At 58.8% G+C, this 17,515-nt stretch carries 16 protein-coding genes; 2 read left to right on the top strand and 14 right to left on the bottom strand.

Translation table 11 applies throughout. The features are described 5' to 3' along the window. Nucleotides 1-182: 182 nt before the first annotated feature. Together ACR0C5_RS12410 and ACR0C5_RS12415 are read right to left on the bottom strand one after the other, a co-directional pair. The gene (locus ACR0C5_RS12410; RefSeq protein ID WP_480876951.1) at nt 183-1,874 is read right to left on the bottom strand and encodes a sulfatase-like hydrolase/transferase; all 1,692 of its coding nucleotides are present in this window, start codon (nt 1,872-1,874) and stop codon (nt 183-185) included. Between the two features lie 61 nt (nt 1,875-1,935). Continuing rightward, nucleotides 1,936-2,214: a hypothetical protein gene (locus tag ACR0C5_RS12415; RefSeq protein ID WP_170789900.1), complete on the bottom strand. Its 279-nt coding sequence runs from the start codon at nt 2,212-2,214 to the stop codon at nt 1,936-1,938. 120 nt (nt 2,215-2,334) lie between these two features. Between ACR0C5_RS12415 and ACR0C5_RS12420 the strand changes: the two genes are divergently transcribed. Together ACR0C5_RS12420 and ACR0C5_RS12425 are read left to right on the top strand one after the other, a co-directional pair. After that, a complete protein-coding gene (locus tag ACR0C5_RS12420) occupies nt 2,335-2,928 on the top strand; it encodes a hypothetical protein (RefSeq protein WP_480876955.1) in 594 nt (197 codons plus the stop codon). Between the two features lie 171 nt (nt 2,929-3,099). Then, nucleotides 3,100-3,699, top strand: coding sequence for a tetratricopeptide repeat protein (locus ACR0C5_RS12425; protein WP_480876957.1), 600 nt, complete (start codon nt 3,100-3,102; stop codon nt 3,697-3,699). Nucleotides 3,700-3,742: 43 nt separating this feature from the next. Here ACR0C5_RS12425 and arcC read toward each other — a convergent pair whose 3' ends face one another. The 12 genes from arcC to ACR0C5_RS12485 form a co-directional block, all read right to left on the bottom strand. Further along, complete coding sequence (gene arcC / locus ACR0C5_RS12430; RefSeq protein WP_480876960.1) at nt 3,743-4,672, bottom strand: carbamate kinase; 930 nt, start codon at nt 4,670-4,672, stop codon at nt 3,743-3,745. Between the two features lie 3 nt (nt 4,673-4,675). Further along, the gene (gene argF, locus ACR0C5_RS12435; protein WP_480876963.1) at nt 4,676-5,677 is read right to left on the bottom strand and encodes an ornithine carbamoyltransferase; all 1,002 of its coding nucleotides are present in this window, start codon (nt 5,675-5,677) and stop codon (nt 4,676-4,678) included. A 28-nt stretch (nt 5,678-5,705) separates the two neighbouring features. Then, nucleotides 5,706-6,935, bottom strand: coding sequence for an arginine deiminase (locus ACR0C5_RS12440; protein WP_170789896.1), 1,230 nt, complete (start codon nt 6,933-6,935; stop codon nt 5,706-5,708). Then, on the bottom strand, nt 6,932-8,221 hold the full coding sequence (locus ACR0C5_RS12445) for an amino acid permease (protein ID WP_480876967.1): 1,290 nt from the start codon (nt 8,219-8,221) through the stop codon (nt 6,932-6,934). Before ACR0C5_RS12445 ends, ACR0C5_RS12440 begins: the two co-directional genes overlap by 4 nt. Nucleotides 8,222-8,269: 48 nt before the next feature. Further along, nucleotides 8,270-9,493, bottom strand: a complete 1,224-nt coding sequence (locus ACR0C5_RS12450) for a YfcC family protein (protein ID WP_480876970.1) — start codon at nt 9,491-9,493, stop codon at nt 8,270-8,272. Between the two features lie 547 nt (nt 9,494-10,040). Next, on the bottom strand, nt 10,041-11,882 hold the full coding sequence (locus tag ACR0C5_RS12455; RefSeq protein WP_480876973.1) for a V-type ATP synthase subunit A: 1,842 nt from the start codon (nt 11,880-11,882) through the stop codon (nt 10,041-10,043). Beyond that, entirely contained in the window at nt 11,879-12,571 is a 693-nt protein-coding gene (locus ACR0C5_RS12460) for a hypothetical protein (RefSeq protein ID WP_480876976.1), read from the bottom strand. The genes ACR0C5_RS12455 and ACR0C5_RS12460 overlap by 4 nt, the downstream gene beginning before the upstream one ends. A gap of 1 nt (nt 12,572) precedes the next feature. Further along, the gene (locus tag ACR0C5_RS12465; protein ID WP_480876978.1) at nt 12,573-13,250 is read right to left on the bottom strand and encodes a hypothetical protein; all 678 of its coding nucleotides are present in this window, start codon (nt 13,248-13,250) and stop codon (nt 12,573-12,575) included. After that, complete coding sequence (locus tag ACR0C5_RS12470; RefSeq protein ID WP_170352721.1) at nt 13,250-13,693, bottom strand: ATP synthase subunit C; 444 nt, start codon at nt 13,691-13,693, stop codon at nt 13,250-13,252. The genes ACR0C5_RS12465 and ACR0C5_RS12470 overlap by 1 nt, the downstream gene beginning before the upstream one ends. After that, nucleotides 13,690-15,486 carry a V-type ATP synthase subunit I gene (locus ACR0C5_RS12475; protein WP_480876981.1) on the bottom strand — a complete coding sequence of 599 codons (1,797 nt, stop codon included), beginning with the start codon at nt 15,484-15,486 and terminating at the stop codon, nt 13,690-13,692. Before ACR0C5_RS12475 ends, ACR0C5_RS12470 begins: the two co-directional genes overlap by 4 nt. Beyond that, nucleotides 15,483-16,088: a V-type ATP synthase subunit D gene (locus ACR0C5_RS12480; protein ID WP_170773227.1), complete on the bottom strand. Its 606-nt coding sequence runs from the start codon at nt 16,086-16,088 to the stop codon at nt 15,483-15,485. Before ACR0C5_RS12480 ends, ACR0C5_RS12475 begins: the two co-directional genes overlap by 4 nt. After that, nucleotides 16,066-17,427, bottom strand: coding sequence for a V-type ATP synthase subunit B (locus ACR0C5_RS12485; RefSeq protein WP_170773225.1), 1,362 nt, complete (start codon nt 17,425-17,427; stop codon nt 16,066-16,068). Before ACR0C5_RS12485 ends, ACR0C5_RS12480 begins: the two co-directional genes overlap by 23 nt. Nucleotides 17,428-17,515: the final 88 nt, after the last annotated feature.

Here is a 17,515-nt window from a genome sequence, read left to right on the forward strand (position 1 = left end):
CTGCAACATGCCTGCAAAATCTCACTCGATGAAACTGATGACTGATTTCAGCAAGCGCCGGATGATCGTTTATAAAAAGCGATAGAACTCCAGGGGTGCTGAGTTGCAAAATCACGTTGAGAAACCTGTTTCCAGCTTGAAAAGGTCAGAGCCCCAAGGGGCTCTGACCCGTACCAGCGGCGTTACATGTCACTATCCGAGAACGGACGCGGATAGTTGTTGATCTGCTCGGGCGTGAAGGGCAAATTCTCGACCTCGACTGGCGCGGTATAAAGCTGCCGCGTTTCGGGCCGTTCGTTTGCGATACCCGTCAGGGCAGGCCCCGGAGTCGGATCGGGACGGTTCGGATATTGGTCCATCCACAGCTCGTGCCGAGCGCGTTGGCGATTGAACATCGACTTGATGTGGAACTGCTCGATCATCTCGCCGGTTTTCTCGCGCGGGTCGGTATAGAGATCATAGAACTCGTTCTTCGACAGGCCGGGAGTTGCGTTTTTCCAATCCCGCTTGAACCGGCCCTTGACGCCAGCCGACAGGTTGGGACCCTGATAGATCATGACATAGTCGCGGCGGCTGAAGCCGTCTCCGTTCAGCAACAGTGAGGTCTGATCGACACCGTCGATCACCCGGTCGGTTGGGATGGCATCCATCGCACCACCAAGGCGCGCGAAGGTGGTGAAAAGGTCGCTGACATGCAAGATGTCCCCCACGATCTGATCGGGCTCAATCACACCCGGCCACTTCGCGATTGCCGGAACCCGCACACCGCCTTCGGTAAAGTCACCCTTACCGCCTGTATACAGCGTCTCGACCATGCCACGCGGCCCGTAGTGAATGAATGGACCATTGTCGGCCATCACGATCACCAGCGTGTTTTCAGCGATACCCTTGGCCTCGAGATGGTCAAACAACTCTCCCACGAATTGATCGATTGCAACCAGACCTTCTTGCGCAAGGTTCTTGTTGGCCGTGTCTTTCTGCGTCTTGCGCGGATCAGGAAAAAATGCCGCCAGGATCGGGTGATAAGCGATGAAAAAAGGCTTTTGCTCCTCGACACTCTTGTCGATGAACGCCAGTGTCCGGCGCTGCGCTTCTGTTTCGATATCCCAATAGTTCTCGATATTGGGCGGCGGGCCCCATTCCAGCGTCTCGCCGCCTTTGGTTCCCTCAAGCGTCCAGACCTGACCCAACGGCTGCCAGGAGTTGTCGATGTCATATTTGTCTTCACCATAGAAGTCCGGATAGAGGCCGGTGATCACGTTGCCGACCTCGGCCTGCGGTATCCACATCGACGGAACCTGATTGTAGGGGGTAAACAAGGCCTCGTCATAACCCTGGTTGTGGGCGTATGAGAACTCGGTATCCCCCAGGTGCCACTTGCCGTAAAACGCGGTGTTGTACCCGGCGCCCGAGAGGACCTCGGCAATGGTCACCTCCTCAGCATCCATGCCTGAATATTCAACGGGGAAGGACACTGTGTGCATCCCGCTGCGCACGGCGTAGCGACCGGTCTGAAATGCTGCCCGCGTGGGGGTGCAAGCGGGTTCGGTATACATGCGCATGAAGTTGATCCCTTCATCCGCCATCTGGTTCATATTGTGGGTCTCGAACCCACGCACGGCCTGAATTTCGGGGATGCCAACCTCGCCCACGGCGGTGTCGTCCCACATGATGTGGATGATGTTGGGTTTGGTGCCGTGTTCAGCCGCAAGCGCATCGAGTTTTTCCTGAAGCGCGGCATCTTCGGTCGCCCACCGCTCGCCGTGCTGAGCATGAAGGATGTAATGTTCGGCGTCGTGGATGATAGGCTGAGCCGCCACATCCGACGAAAGCACAGCTGCCGCTGCGCCACAGATTGCCAGACTAAATTTCATTTCAGTTTCCCTTTCCTCTATGCTGTTTCCAATAAGTTGATCGGATCCGCGCGGCTGGCGTTCAGCCCCCAAGATTGCGTTCAAGTACGGTTTCGATTTCGCGGACCAGCCCCTGCAGGCTTTCAAGCAGAAGGTCGCGTTCGGCCTGTGTTCCCGGATGCGAGCTGGGACGGCATCGGATCAGAGCGTTCAGGTCACCGGCCAGCAGCTCGTAGTCGCGGCAGATTTCGGCGAAGACTACGTTGGATTGCCGAAGCTGCGTGATAAGCACCTGCCGGTCCGGCAGGTACAATTCGACCGTCGAAGGGTATAGTTCCGATCTGTCAATATGCAGAGCCATGCATGGCAGCATGAGCGCGGTTGAAAGGACCCGATAGGGGTTATACGGTGAAATACGACGTGAAACCGTGACTTCATACCGGTTTAGAAACTTGTTTTTGTTGACTTAAGCGACTCTGAGATGAGCGGCGCATCGAATATGGAAAAGCGTGACGAGCCTTTGGCCGAAGCCCAGATCCGAGAGGCGTTGGCCAGAGTTCTCAACAGCCCGCAGTTGTCAGCCTCGGCGCGGTTGCAGGACTTTCTGACTTACGTTGTCGACGAAAGCCTGCACGGTCGGGGGCAAGCCATTGTCGGCAAAATTATCGCGCAGGATGTTTATGGGCGCGACCCCACCAAGGGCAGCGACAACGTTGTTCGGGTTGATGCGCGTAGGTTGCGACGGGCGCTCGCGGAATATTATGGCGCGGATGGTGCGGATGACCCAGTGCATATCCATATCGACAAAGGCCACTATACGCCGCGGTTCGAAGCACGGTCGCAGGCAGATCGGCCAGGACCACAACATGCGCGTGCTCTGGGAAGACGAATGTCAGCGCTCTGGCCCATTCTGATGGTCGGCGCGATTGTCAGTTTGGCAGTTGTATTCTGGATGTCTTTTAAGGAAACGCCGCAACCCTCAGAAACAGAAAACGCAAGCAATGCTGCGCAGGAACGGCTGGCTCTGGCGGCAAAATCAATGGCAACATTGCAGGCTGCCAACATGTCGCAATAGGCCAGCGAACTTTTGTTTCCCATAGCGGATACAGATCATCAGAATTCGGCCACGCAAATGTTCAAAGAGGCCATCCGGATCGATCCCGAGTATTCAGGCGGCTATGCAGGTGCTGCGCACAGCCTGTCAACTCTGGCTATTCTGTCCCCGTAAGAAACCCGGCGGCAGGCAATGCTTCGCGAAGCGTCGCAGATGTCACAAAAGGCGGTCGATCTTGACCCGACGAATGGTTGGTCAATCTCGTCTCAAGCATGGCTGGCTTTTGCTTCGGGCGACTTGGAAACCGCAAAAGAATTAGCGGATCGGGCTTTCAAACTCAGCGACATGGATGCGCGGGTTTTGGATTTCAGCGCGGTGATCTTTTTACTGACAGGTGATTTTAAATCCGCTCAGATGATTTCTGACCCGGAACAGCCACGCAGAGCTGCGGGATTGCATCACGCACATCGAAACATTTTTGGCGTCGCGAGTTTCCATTTGGGCAACTACGAAGCCGCTATCTCCGCCTTTGATACGGCCATTGCTTCCGGAGGTCCCGTCAGTGAGTTGACACTGCTTTTCAAAGCCGCCTCCTATCAAGCTGATGGTCAGACAGATATGGCAAAAGTGCTTCTTTCAGAACTGGCACAGATTTGGCCCGATTTTCATCCTTCTGTCGCGCTGAACAGGCTATACATCAATCCCGATCACGCGAGCGCTGTGCTGTCGCAATTGAAAGCCGCGGGTTGGCAAGAAAACCCGAATGTGCCGAAACACTCGGACGCCAATTGACGGGCACGACGGCCCGTTCTGCTTTGCTTGCGACGTCTCCCTGTTAGTGAAACACGGTTTCACCAGCGTCGTCGCGGATGGTCGTTCCCTTGGTACCGGCCACGATCCCAGCCAGATCAGCCAGGGCGCCGATGGCGGCGGATTTGCCGGTCAAGCGGGCGAACTGAACCGCGGCATCCACCTTGGGACCCATCGAGCCTGCGGCGAAATCATAGGCGTCGATCGCATCAGGTGTTGCCGTCTTGATGCCACGTTGATCATCAGTGCCCCAGTCCAAATAGACGCTGTCCGCATCGGTGGCTGAAATGAACAGGTCCGCCCCCACTTCGCGAGCCAGCAGTTCCGAGGCCAGATCCTTGTCGATCACCGCTTCGATCCCCTCCAGCGTACCCGCGTCATTATAGACGGTGGGGATTCCGCCGCCACCGGCGCAGATCACCACGGACTGTTTCTCCAACAACCATTTGATCGGCCGGATCTGGAAAATCCGCTTGGGCAGGGGTGAGGCGACCACCCGCCGCCATTTGTCGCCATCGGCACGGATGTCCCAACCCTTGTCAGAGGCCAGCCGTTCGGCCTCGGCCTTTTCATAAACAGGCCCGATGAACTTGGTCGGGTTGTCAAAGGCGGGGTCCTTGGCGTCGACCTCGATCATGGTCAGCAGCGTGGCCAGAGGGGTTTCCTGCGGCAGGCGGTTGCCCAGCTCCTGTTCGACCATGTACCCGATCATGCCTTCGGTCTCGGCCCCCAGCACGTCCAGCGGGTAGGCTTCGTCCGGTTTGTAAGCATTGCCTTGCAGCGCCAGCAGGCCGACCTGTGGGCCATTGCCATGGGTCACGATCAGCTCGTTGCCTTCGGCGATGGTGGCCAGCGCCTCGGCGGCGATGGCGGTGTTTTCGCGCTGGTTCTCCGCGGTCAAGGCCTGACCGCGGCGCAGCAGCGCATTGCCCCCAAGGGCGACGACAATGCGCATGGCTCAGCTCCCTAATGTGGCGACCAGAACCGCCTTGATGGTGTGCATCCGGTTTTCCGCCTGCTCGAACTGGATCCCGGCGGGGCTTTCGAACACCTCTTCGGTCACTTCCATTTCGGTGATGCCGAATTTCTGATGGATGTCCTCGCCTACCTTGGTTTCCGTGTTGTGGAAAGCGGGCAGGCAATGCATGAATTTGACGTTCGGATTGTTCGCCGCCGCCATCAGATCGCTGTTGACCTGATAAGGTGTCAGCTCCTTGATCCGGCTTTCCCAGACCTCGGCTGCCTCACCCATCGAGACCCAGACATCGGTATGGATAAAGTCCACGCCGTCCACCGCCTCTTTCGGATCGTCGGTAATGGTCAGCTTGGCGCCATAGCGCGCGGCGGCCTCTTCGGCAGGACCTCGGAATTCGTCCGAGGGCCACAGCTCTTTCGGGGCGCCGATGCGCACGTCCATACCCATCATGCAGCCCGCGATCATCAGCGAATGACCCATGTTCGAGCGCCCGTCACCAACATAGGCATATTTGATGTCATGCAAGGGTTTTTCGCCATATTCCTGCATGGTCAAAAGGTCGGCCAGCATCTGGGTCGGGTGGAATTCGTCCGTCAGGCCGTTATAGACCGGCACGCCTGCGTATTCGGCCAGCGTCTCGGCCAAATCCTGACCGAAGCCACGGTATTCGATCCCGTCGAACATCCGGCCCAGCACGCGGGCGGTGTCTTTCATGCTTTCCTTATGCCCGATCTGCGACCCCGAGGGCCCAAGATAGGTGACGCCCGCGCCCTGATCCATCGCCGCCACTTCAAAGGCACACATGGTCCGGGTCGAAGTCTTTTCAAAGATCAGGCAGATATTCTTGCCCTTCAGGTGCTGAATCTCGGATCCGGCGTATTTCGCACGTTTCAGGTCGCGTGACAGGTCCAAAAGATAGCGCAGTTCGCGCTGGTTGAAGTCGAGCAGTTTGAGGAAGCTGCGGCCCTTGAGGTTAAATGCCATCGTCTTCGTCTCCTTTTCGTCATCAGTCTCAATAATCTACGGGGTCGCGCCAGATCGGGCAGGTCATGCAATGCCCTCCGCCACGTCCACGGCCCAGTTCGGACCCGGAAATGGTGATCACCTCGACACCCGCCTTACGCAGCAGCGTGTTGGTATAGGTGTTGCGGTCATAGGCCACGACCACGCCGGGCTCTAGCGCGACCACGTTGTTGCCATCGTCCCATTGCTCGCGTTCCTGATTGAACGCATCACCACCGGTCTGCACGATGTTTAGCGATTTGATGCCAAGGCACTCTGCCGCGACATCAAACAGGTGTTTGTCCTCACGCCGGAACTCGATCGAGCCCTCTTTGTTGCCCGGATGCAGGCTGATACACTGGATCTCGTTACAGACATCCACAAAAGCGGTCGCGGTTTCGCGGTCGCAATGGCTAAACACCGTATCCAAATGCATGGCCGCCCGGCTGCGTGGCATCTGGCAGGCCACAACCCGTTCCGCCGCACCCTTGGCGAACAGCGCGCGTGCCACCTGACCCACCGCCTGCGGGCTGGTGCGTTCGCCCATACCGATCAACACGCTGCCATTGCCCCAGGGCATGACATCGCCGCCCTCGACCGTGGCCGCGCCATGATCTTCGTCGGGGTCGCCCCACCAGATTTCGAAATCCCCGTTCTTGAAATCAGGGTGGAACTTGTAAATCGCGGTGACCAGCAGCGTTTCAGGCCGCCTCGCGGGCCAATACATCGGGTTCACCGTCACACCGCCGTAGATCCAGCAGCTGTTGTCGCGGGTAAACTGCGTGTTGGGGATTGGGGGGATCACAAATCCCAGAGGGCCAAGGTAGCTGCCGAACATGCCCGAGGGCTTGAAGGGCATATCCTCGACCGCGATGCCGCCGATCAGGTACCTGGCCAGTTCTTTGGCCGGCATTTCATCAAGCCATCCGCGCAACTCAGTCAGCATGCCGACGCCAACCTGATTTTCCGTGATCCGCCGTTCCAGCACCCAGTTGCGGGCATCTTTGTCCTTTAGTGTCGTCTCTAGCAAAGCGTGGAATTCCAGCACTTCGACCCCGCGCTCTTCCATTTTCATGCGGAAATCAGCGTGATCGGCACGGGCTTTGTGCACCCATAGAACGTCATCATACAAAAGCTCGGCTGCGTTGCCCGGGGTCAGGCGGGAATGGGCAAGGCCCGGTTCGCACACCATCACCTTGCGAAGTTTGCCAATCTCGGAATGGGCTCCAAATCCAGTCATGATGTCTCCTTCGGTGTTGCTTTGCCGGACTGCCAGCGCAGCCAGACATGGATGGGCAGACCTGCCAAAAGCAGCAGAACGCCCCAGAAAACCACATCCTCACCCGCGCCGTAGATCGCCCAGAGCGCGTAGGCAAAGCCCAACGTGGCAAGGATAAGGATGTTGGGTGACAGCCGGATGTGGTCGCCCCGACGCGCACGGATCATGATCTCGGCCAGGGCGCATAGCAGATAGGGGATCAGGGTCGACAGCGTGGCCAGCAGGATGATGAATTCGAACTGCTCGGCCAGCGACCGTGTGTAATTCATGGCAATGAGGGCACTGGCCAGAAGGCTGGACACGATCAACCCAAAGGCCGGTGTACCTGAGCGGGACAGGCGCGCGAAATAGGCCGGGAACAACCCGTCGCGGGCCGCGCCTAGGGGCACCTGCCCAGTCAGAAGAACAAAACCGTTCAGCGTCCCAAAGGTTGAGATACAGGCCCCGATGGCGATAAAGACAGCGCCACCGAAGCCCCACATGACCGTGGCGACATCGGCAAGCGGCGCATTGCTTCCCGCCAAAAGTGACGAGGGCACGACACCGAGCGCCACATAGGTTGTCGCGATATAGATCAAAGCCGCCACGCATGTGCCAAGGATCGTGGCGCGGGGAATGGTGCGCTTGGGATCTTTGACCTCACCTGCCGGGACGGTCGCCGATTCCAGCCCCACAAAGGCCCACAGTGTCAGCGCAGCACAAGTTGAAATCGCCGAGATGTTGGACATTCCGCTGACATTCACCAGTTTGAAATTAGCGCTGTCTACATATGCAAAGCCCAAAACGATCAGCACCAGCAGCGGAGCCAGTTTCATCACGGTGGTCACGACCTGAATGATCCCCGCTTCACGCACACCGCGCACGTTGATCCAAGTCAGCAACCACATCGACCCCAGTGCTGTGGCCAACCCGGCCAATGCGCTTTGGCCCACGGCAGGGACCATAACGCTGAGATATCCAGCAAAGGCCACGGCCACGGCGGCATTTCCCGACCAAAGGGCGATCCAATAGCCCCACGCGATGATGAACCCTGCAAAATCCCCAAAGCCTTCGCGGGCATAGGCATATGGCCCACCGGTATCAGAAGACAGGCGCGCCAGCCGTCCGAAGATCAGCGCCAGGACGATGGCTCCTCCGGCGGTCAGAACCCATCCCGCCATCGAGATCGGCCCAAACGCTGCAAGAGACGACGGCAGCAGGAAAATTCCCGACCCGATCATATTGCCCACCACCAAGGCGGTACACATCCAAAACCCAAGAGCGTGTGGGGTATCAGAAGAGGTCATCGGACAGCCTTACGCAATTGCCGACAGGCTGAGACCGACCATGATGATCACGATCAGTACACCCAGCAGCGGAAGGGTGAATTTCAACCACCGTTCATAGGGCACACGTCCCAACGCCAAGCCACCCATCACCACAGCCGAGGTCGGCGTGATCAGGTTCACCAGACCGCTAGCGGACTGATAGGCCGTGACGACCAAAGAACGGTCCACGTTCGAAAAATCCGCCAGTGGCGCCATGATCGGCATGGTCAGAACCGCCAGACCCGATGAGGACGGCACCAAGAAAGACAACAGCCCCTGCAGCCCGAACATGGTATTGATGAAAGCCACCTGACCCAACCCGTTCACTGCACCCTCGGCCCAATACAGGATCGTGTCCGTTATACTGCCAGCATCCATCACGATAACGATGCCACGTGCAATCCCGATCACCAGCGCCACGCCCAACAGATCACGCGCGCCATCCACGAAAGTCGAAGTGAACTCTTCTTCTCCCATCCGCGCGATCAGCCCGACGACGATGGCGGCCACAAGAAACAGGCCCGACATCTCGGCCATCCACCAACCTCCGACGGATACGCCCCAGATCATCACGCCGAAGCTGGCTGCAAAGATCACAAGGATTACACCATGGGTGCCCGTAAAGGTGACAGGCGCATCGCCCTCGCGTTTGCCTTTGAGGAAATGTGTTTCATTGCTTTCGCGTTTGTCGGCGACGATCGACAGCTGAGGGTCGGCTTTGACCCGCGCCGCGTAGCGCATGACAAACGCGACACAGGCCAGCCAGCAGACCGCAAGCAGTCCAAAGCGCAGCATGATCCCATTGGTGAACGGCACCCCCGCCGCGTCCGAAGCGATCACGGTGGCAAAGGGGTTGATGGTGGACCCCAGCGTACCCACGCCCGCGCCCAGCATGATGATCGCCACACCTACAGCGGCGTCATAACCCGCCGCAATCATCACCGGAATGATCAGGGTGTAGAAGGCCAGCGATTCCTCAGCCATGCCATAGATGGTGCCGCCTGCAGCAAACAACGCCATCAGGATGGGGATCATCCACTTTTCATGCCCCTCCATCCTTGCCATCGCTTTGGCGATGCCTGCGTCAATGGCTCCGGTATGGGCCACGATCCCCAGAAAGCCTCCAATCACAAGAACAAACAGCGCAACGTCGATGGCCTGAGCCTCATAGGTGGCGGGATTGTAGAACCCCGCAATCGGTGCCAGAACCACGTCGAAAAAGCCCTGCGGCTGCGGGTCAACTACCTGATAGCTGCCTGGAACCGGGACATCCTTGCCCAGCTGTTCATTTGCGACTCGGTCATACTAACCGGCGGGCACGAACCAAGTGGCGATCGCAACCACTGCGATCAAAGCAAAGAGAATGGTGTATGCAGTAGGGAACTTGAACTTCATTTAAACGATCCTCTGAAAATACCGAGAATGAAAGCTAAGCTGCCTGCGTGCCCGATGATCTTCCGTTCAGTCCGGCCGGGTTCGTTGCAAGCTGTTGCGTGAAATGTGCAAAGCAAAATCAAACAGGACTTTGACTTGGATCATTAAAAACCCAAAAAGATGTAACTGATTTGTGAAATTTAGCCCTAGGAATTTTGCATGCGCAGACAAAAGCCGTTTTTTGCGGGCTAGCTGTTCACGTTATCCGGATCGAACGTTCCCGATGACAGATCGACACGCGCGTCGACCTCAGCTGCGTTGACGGTGACATCGGCCACCGGCTCGCTCACAATAGTAGCTGTCTAAGGGGCCGGCTTTTGGCGTGTCACACTTCGAACTTTTCCCGGCACAGGCTTTCAATCTGTGCCCAAGTTGATTTGAATTCAGGTGTATTTTCGGCCGCGTAGTGGAAGTTCTTCATCAAGCCTGTCAGCTGCGTAAACACCTGACGTACTTCGGCTTTATCGGCGAAATCTGCGGTGGATTGGGTCACGCCATAGACCAGCTTGAAGGTCATCTTCTGCCGCTCCAGCGGGACGGTTGCGTCCACCTGATCAAAGGCGTCCTGCTGCAGATAAACCATGTCCACAAACAGTGCTTTTTGCTGGGTGACAAAGTCCTCGATCGTGACGCCCTCTTCGCCCGTCACCTGCATCATTTGATCGACCTGTTCGCCCTTTTCGATAAGCGCCAGCAGATCGCGGACCTTGCCGGTCCAGCCAGCTTCGGCATTCTTGTCATACCAGTCGGACAGCTGATCCAGATATCGTGACCAGCTGAGCATCGGGTCCACCGCCGGGTAAAACCGCTTGTAAGCGCGCTCGGACGACAGGCCGAGGAAACACTTGACCGTAGACAGGGTCGACTGCGTGACCGGTTCGTCAAAATTGCCCCCGGCGGGGGACACGGTGCCAATCAGCGTCAGGCTGCCCAACGCGCCGTCATTGGTCTTCATCGCGCCTGCGCGCTCGTACAGCCCCTTGATCGAGCTTTCCAGGTAGGCCGGGAAGCCCTCCTCACCCGGAATTTCCTCCAGCTTGCCCGAAGTCTCGCGCATGGCCTGCGCCCAGCGGCTGGTGCTGTCGGCAATCAGCAGCACGTCATAGCCCATCTGGCGGTAATATTCGCCCAGTGTGATGCCTGTAAAGATTGACGCCTCGCGCGCAGCAACCGGCATCGAGGATGTGTTACAGATAATAATCGTCCGGTCCATTAGGCTGCCGCCCGAGGTCGGGTCGGTCATCTTGGGGAATTCCGCGATAGTTTCCACCACCTCGCCCGCGCGCTCGCCGCAGGCGACAACGATCACGATATCGACCTTGGAATTCCGTGCGATCAGGTTCTGCAGCACGGTCTTGCCTGCACCGAACGGGCCGGGAATACAGGCCGTCCCGCCGCGCGCGATAGGGAAGAACGTGTCGATCAGGCGTTGCGAGGTCAGAACCGGCTCGGTCGGGTAAAGACGTTCAGACAAGGCGCGTCTCAGGATGCTTTCTGGCAGCGCGCGTCGGACGGGCCATTTTTGCGACAGGGTCAGCGTGTGTTCGCCGCCCTGTTCATCCTCAAGCCGGGCCACGATGTCGTGAATGGTGGCAGCCCCTTTCTGAACCCAGACGACCTTGTAGTCGCCCACCCAGTTGAAGGGCAGCATGATCTTATGCTCGAACCGCCCCTCGGGCACCGTGCCGATGCTGTCGCCCGCTGTCACCGTGTCGCCCACCTTGACCGAAGGTGTAAACGACCATTTCGCCAGCGTATCCAGCGGGGCCACGTCCGCGCCGCGCGGCAGGAAAGTGCCAAACTCAGCAGCGACCTTGGGCAGTGGCGACTGCAACCCGTCAAACACCTGACCCAGCAGACCTGGCCCCAGTTCAACCGACAACAACTGGCCCGATTGCTCTACCGGATCGCCCACGGCCACGCCGTCGGTGCTTTCATAGACTTGCACATCCGCCGTGTCGCCGCGCACGCGCAGCACTTCGGCTTTCAAACGCTCCTGACGACCGCCGGGGCCGGGGCGCGTGGGCAGGATGAAGACCACCTCGTTCTTGACCAATTGCCCCGGCGCGCCCGAGGCATCTGCGTTGGCCTGAATTTGCACCAGCCCCTCTTGCACCGAGACAACGCGGGCAGTGGCGGTTTGGGTGACGGGGGTTGGGGCGGTCATGCGTAGGCTCCCTCAAAGTCGATATCGGCGACGTCGGCCATGGCCTGTTGCGCCAGTTTTTCAAATCGCGTTGCCGCATCCTGCGCATTGCTCTGCGCCCAGCGGTCGAAAATATTCCAGATCAGAACGTAAATCGCTACGGCCTCGAAATCGAACAGATGGCGGGCGGCGTGGCGTTTCAGCTGCTTATGGCTGACCGAAAGCAGAAGCCTCTCCAGACCCAGCGGGTCCTCGGCCTCCAGCAGTTGCTGCGCTTCCTTGAGCCACGGCATCGAGCTCTCAAGCTTAAAGGTTGGATCACTCCAGTTTGCCGGGATGTGGCGAGCCCAGCGGCCCATGCCGAAGGTTCCGGCGGGCGAGCTGCCACCCTGTTTGCGAAGGCGCAATGCGGCTACGGCGGTACGCAAATCCATCCGCTCCAGAAACAGCTTCTGTAGGGTCGGCTGCGGGATATCGCCCAACGCAGCTTTGCACCGTTCGACGGCCTGCACGTCTGTCACGTCCATATCATAGTCGCCCCAATTCAGAGCGTGCTCCAACACCCGCAGCACCTTCGCATCGTCAGGCGTCAGCGCGCGCAACCGACGGTCCAGCCGAAGGCGCGAGATTGGGGGCTGTTTGGCAACAAACAACCGCTCCGAGCCCGGTAGGCTGCTGATTAGCGCGATATAGGCGTCGGGGTCCGACATGTCAGCGGATCACCCCTTCCAGCACAGCGCGGAACCGGGGTTGCAGATGCTCCATCAGCAAGGAGGCAACAGACTTGTCCGTCAGGTCCAGCACCACGCCCTGATCCTCGGCCCGCACCCGGATGCCATCCTGCGTGCTGTCTGCAGTGTGCAGTTCCACCTGTTCGCGTAGCATGTCGGCGGTCAGGCCCAGCACGTATTTCGTCAGCTTGCCCGACTGGATATCGTCAGCGTTCTGCTTGATATCCTCTTGCGTGGCCACCCTAGCAGGCAGGATCACCTGCACCTTACCGCCCAGCTTGGCCCCTTCAGCCGCGCGCCCGACGACCTCAAGGATCATCTGTTTCAGCATCTCGGGGTCAGCCATTTCTTTGGTGACAAGGCGTTCGACATCTTCGCGGAACCGGTCGGTCAGGCCCGCCTTCATGGTCAGCACCGCATCACGCATGGCGGTGTTCAGCGCCTCTTCCCCGGCGGCACGGTAATTGTCGGATTCGGTGCGCGCCTTTTTCTGATACTCATCCGCTTCGCGCTTGGCATCGGCGAGAATCTTCGCCGCCTCGGCCTTGGCTTCAGAACGCAACTTGTCCGCATCCGCCTGCCCCGCCGCCACACCGTCGCTGCGCAGCTTGTCGATCAGCGCATCGACCCCGTGCGAGATCATTCCGTCCTGTGCCATCAGCTGATCCCCGCGCTAATGACCAAGGCAAAGACAAAGGCAAAAACGCCAAAGCCTTCGATGATCGCCGCAGGGGCCAGTGACAGGCCGAAGATTTCCGGTTTCTCCTTCGTGGCATTGATCGCCGCCGCACAGGCCCGGCCCTGCCAGATGCCGCAATACATCAGCGCAATCCCCGAAAGGATGCCGATGCCGAACAACCCGCCCGCGTTTTCCGGCGTCACATCGCGGTTCAGGGTAAACATGATCACGATGCCGTAGATCACCATGGTCGACGGAAAGGCCGAGACGCCAATAAACCGGCCATAGCCGCCCTCGGTCTCGGTCATCGCGCCGATACTGGCCTGCCCCGCGATGGCACAACCAATGGCGCTGGACGCCGCACCCAAAGCCATGGGCGCATAGATTCCCAGCCAACCCAATGTCAGTACAAGCTCATTCATTCCTGAACCTCCTTGCGGGCGAACGGGCGAAAGACGATGCCTTCATCCGGCAGACCCCATTTAAAGAATTCGATGTAATTGAGACGTAACCCGTGGACGACGCCGCTCATCAGTGCGAGTGCGAAATTGAGGAGATGCCCGGCAATCAGGATCAGCAGCCCAAACAGAATGCCCGGCCCTTTCAGCGCCTGCATCACTGACACGGCCAGATCGTTGAACGTGATCGCCAGCGAGGCCGAGGCCAGTCCCAGCGCAAACAGGCGCATGTAACTCAGGACATCGCCAAACGCCCCCATCGCACCCGCCAGCCCCTGCAGCCCTTCGATCAGACGCCACAGCCAGTCGGTTGGTTTGGTGATCTGTCGCTCGCTGGTGAACAGCAGAATGGTCAGAAAGCCTGCGACCATCAGGACCGCTCCGGGCAGGGTCGCGCCGTCGTTCATGTAGGCCAACCACAGAACAAACCCGCCGATCAGCACGGCAATCCAACCCAGATTGGCAATGGCTCTGCGCCGCCCCCACGCCGCCCGCGCGGCCAGTGCGTTGGCCAGCACCAGATGGAACACGCCAACAACGATCGAGATCATCATCATCACGTTGAAATTGTTCAGATCCAGTATCTTGAGCCGCGCCCAGATCGACCCCTGTGCCGGGGACGCGCCAAAATAACTGCCGACCATGACCCCATAAATCACCGTCGCACCCGCTATGATCACACCATAGAGCCGCCACGACCGCTGCGCCGGGGACTTGTCCATCTTTTTCCAGAAGGCCAGCAGGCCCAGCAGGATCACCGCGCCATAGCCCGCATCCGCCACGATCATCGCAAAGAAGATCGCGAACGAGGCCGCAACGATGATGCTGGGATCCCAATCCCGGTAGCTCGGTATCTGGTAAAACAGCGCCAGATCGACCGCTGCGCTGCGGTTTTCGGGCTGCTCCAACAGCGTCGGAGGGGCGTCATCCGGGCCCGGTTCCTCGATCAGAACAGCGGCGTCTCGCGCCTGCGCCATCTCCAGCACCGCATCCACACGATCCTCGGGCACCCAGCCCTGCAGGGCAAACATCGCGCCCTCGTCGCGGACCTTCTGCGTGGCGTGGGCCAGTTCCGCCGCGCTTTCCGCCGCCGACAGGTTTCGGCGCATCAGGGTCAGGTAACGGGTCTGGGCGATGCGTTCCGCCTCAAGCGCCTCAATGGCGATCTCGGCCTCTTCCAGCTGCGCTTCAAGCTCATGAATAGGCAGTGATCCGGTATGGGTGCGCGGTACCGGCAGAATATCGTCGCCCGGATCGTCGGGCGCGATCAGCACCGCGTAGATATATCGGTGATCCTGTTCCAAAATAGCCCAGGGCAGTATGACCTCGGACAGCGCCTCACGGTGTTTCACCGGTAGTTGGTAGAACCACAGCCGATTGCCCGCCAGAACGTCATTGGGCGGAAAATCCAGATCCCCCCACGGGCGCACTTGCCCAATCCGGTGCGCCAGAAAATCCCGCCGATCTGTTGCCTCTCGGGTGCGCTGCATCAGGTCCAGCACGTCGCGCACGAACTGGTCCATATCGAACGCAGAGTCACGTTGTATCTGGCGGCGCGGGTCGGCCACGTCGGTCAAAAAGCGCAGCGCCTTATAGGCATCATGCGCACCCCGTTCGCTGATCTTTTCCGGCTCGGCGGGTGGAGGCGCCAGCGGCAGTACATGCATACAGCCCAGCCCTTGCAGCGCCTCTAACGTGTCGCCCTTATGCGCGGCGGGTCCGACGAGGGACAGTTTCTTCAGCCGCGCGACGCTCATGTCAGCGCCTCCTGCGCATGTTTGCGTTTGGAGATTTTCGAGCGCACAACCGCCTGCATCTGCTCATCGCTCAGATAGATGCGGATTTTCTTGATATTGGCCTTGGCGCGTGGGATCAGAACCTTTTCGAACAGGTTGACCCGTTGCGTGATCGTGGCCACGGCCTTGTCGAAAATGCGCACCCTTTCTTCGGCGACCTTCACGCGTAGCCGCGCCTCGATCATGTCATGCAACAGGTTGGCGGCGGCATCGACCCAATGTGGTTTGGCCAACAGCGAATAGGGTCGCACGGCAACTTCGATTCGGTCCAGATCGGGCATCTTGACGCCGACCACGTTGACCTCTTTCAACTGGTAATCCTTCAACTCGACCAACCCGTTCAGGTCGACCCCCTGCTGCGCCAGCATCGGCAGTTTTTCCCCGACCTGCTGCGCCAGATTGTGCACCTCTTGCTGCAGGCGGTGGACGTCTTCGCGGGCTTTGGCACGTTCCGCCATCAACTGCTGGCGCTTGAGGTCCAGCGACGGCAGGAACCGCTCATAGCTTTTCAGCTGGGTCTGCTGGCGAGCCAGCGACGATTTATTCAGCTGCAACCGCGCCATCGGTATCCTTTGGGAAATACTTCTCGACCAAAGCCTGCTTCATCAGCAACTGTTCAGGCTGGAAACACTCGGCCAGCGTCTTCCACCCCAGATCCAGCGCGTCCTCGAGCGGGATCGAGACGTTGATGTCCATAAACCGCGCCCGGAACAGCGCGCCGAATTTCAGCAACTGGTGATCGTAATCCGACAGATCAAAGGCCATCGCCTGTTTCTGCGCCGCATCGCGGCTTTCGGAATAGAAGCGGATCATCGTGTTCATGATCTGCCCGTGATCTTCACGCGTGGTCTTGCCGATCACGTTCTGCTTGAGGCGTGACAGGCTGCCAAACGGATCAATCACCCCCGAATGCAGGTAAAACTGCCCCTCGGTGATATAGCCCGTGTTGTCCGGCACCGGATGGGTCACATCATTGCCGGGCATCGTCGTGACAGTCAGTACAGTGACCGAACCGCCTGTGGCATAGTCACATGCCTTCTCGTACCGCCGCGCCAGTTGGGAATAGAGATCGCCCATATAGCCGCGCTGCGAGGGCACGCGTTCCTGACTGATCCCCACCTCTTTCATCGCGTCGGCATAGGCGGTCATGTCGGTCAACAAGACAAGCACCCGTTTGCCTTCTTCGACCGCGAATTTCTCGGCCACCGCCAGCGCCATATCGGGCACCAGCAGCCGTTCAACCAGCGGGTCCATCGCCTGATTGACGAACATCACCGTTCGCGAGAACACGCCCGCATCCTCGAACGACGTCCGGAACGTGTGATAGTCGTCAAAGATCAGCCCCAGCCCGCCAAAGACTACGATATCCGCATCCGCCTGAATGCCGATCCGGCTGAGAAAGGCATTGAACGGCTCGCCCGAGACCGAAAAGATCGGGATTTTCTGGCTTTCGACCAGAGTATTGAACACGTCGATCATCGGCACGTCCGTGCGGATCATCTTGTTGGGCACTGCACGTTCCGAAGGGTTTACGGTCGGCCCGCCAATCTCGATCCGCGGCTCGGATGACAGATCCGGCCCACCGTCGATTGCCACCCCTGCCCCGTCAAAGACGCGGCCAAGAATATTGGCCGAATAGGGCGTCTGCATAGGATGACCCAGAAAAGTGGCTGTCGCCTCGGTCGAGATACCCTTGGTGCCCGAGAACACCTGCAGCGTCACCACATCCCGGTCGATGAAAATCGCCTGCGCCAGCGTTTTGTGTCCGTCGATGGTTTCGATCACTGCCAGATCGTTGAACCTAACGGTTGCTTCAGCCGATCCGTCCAACGGAACCCTAACTTTGATCGTATCCCCAACGATTTCCAGAACACGAGTATATTTCAAGAGACTCTGAGACATCGCCTACCCTAAGTCGCATGATTAAGAGTTTATTTTTCTTTCCACCTTCAAACTGCCCACCGAACCAGTGCGCTCGGAGGGTTTAATA

The organism is Ruegeria sp. N8 (assembly GCF_056531325.1).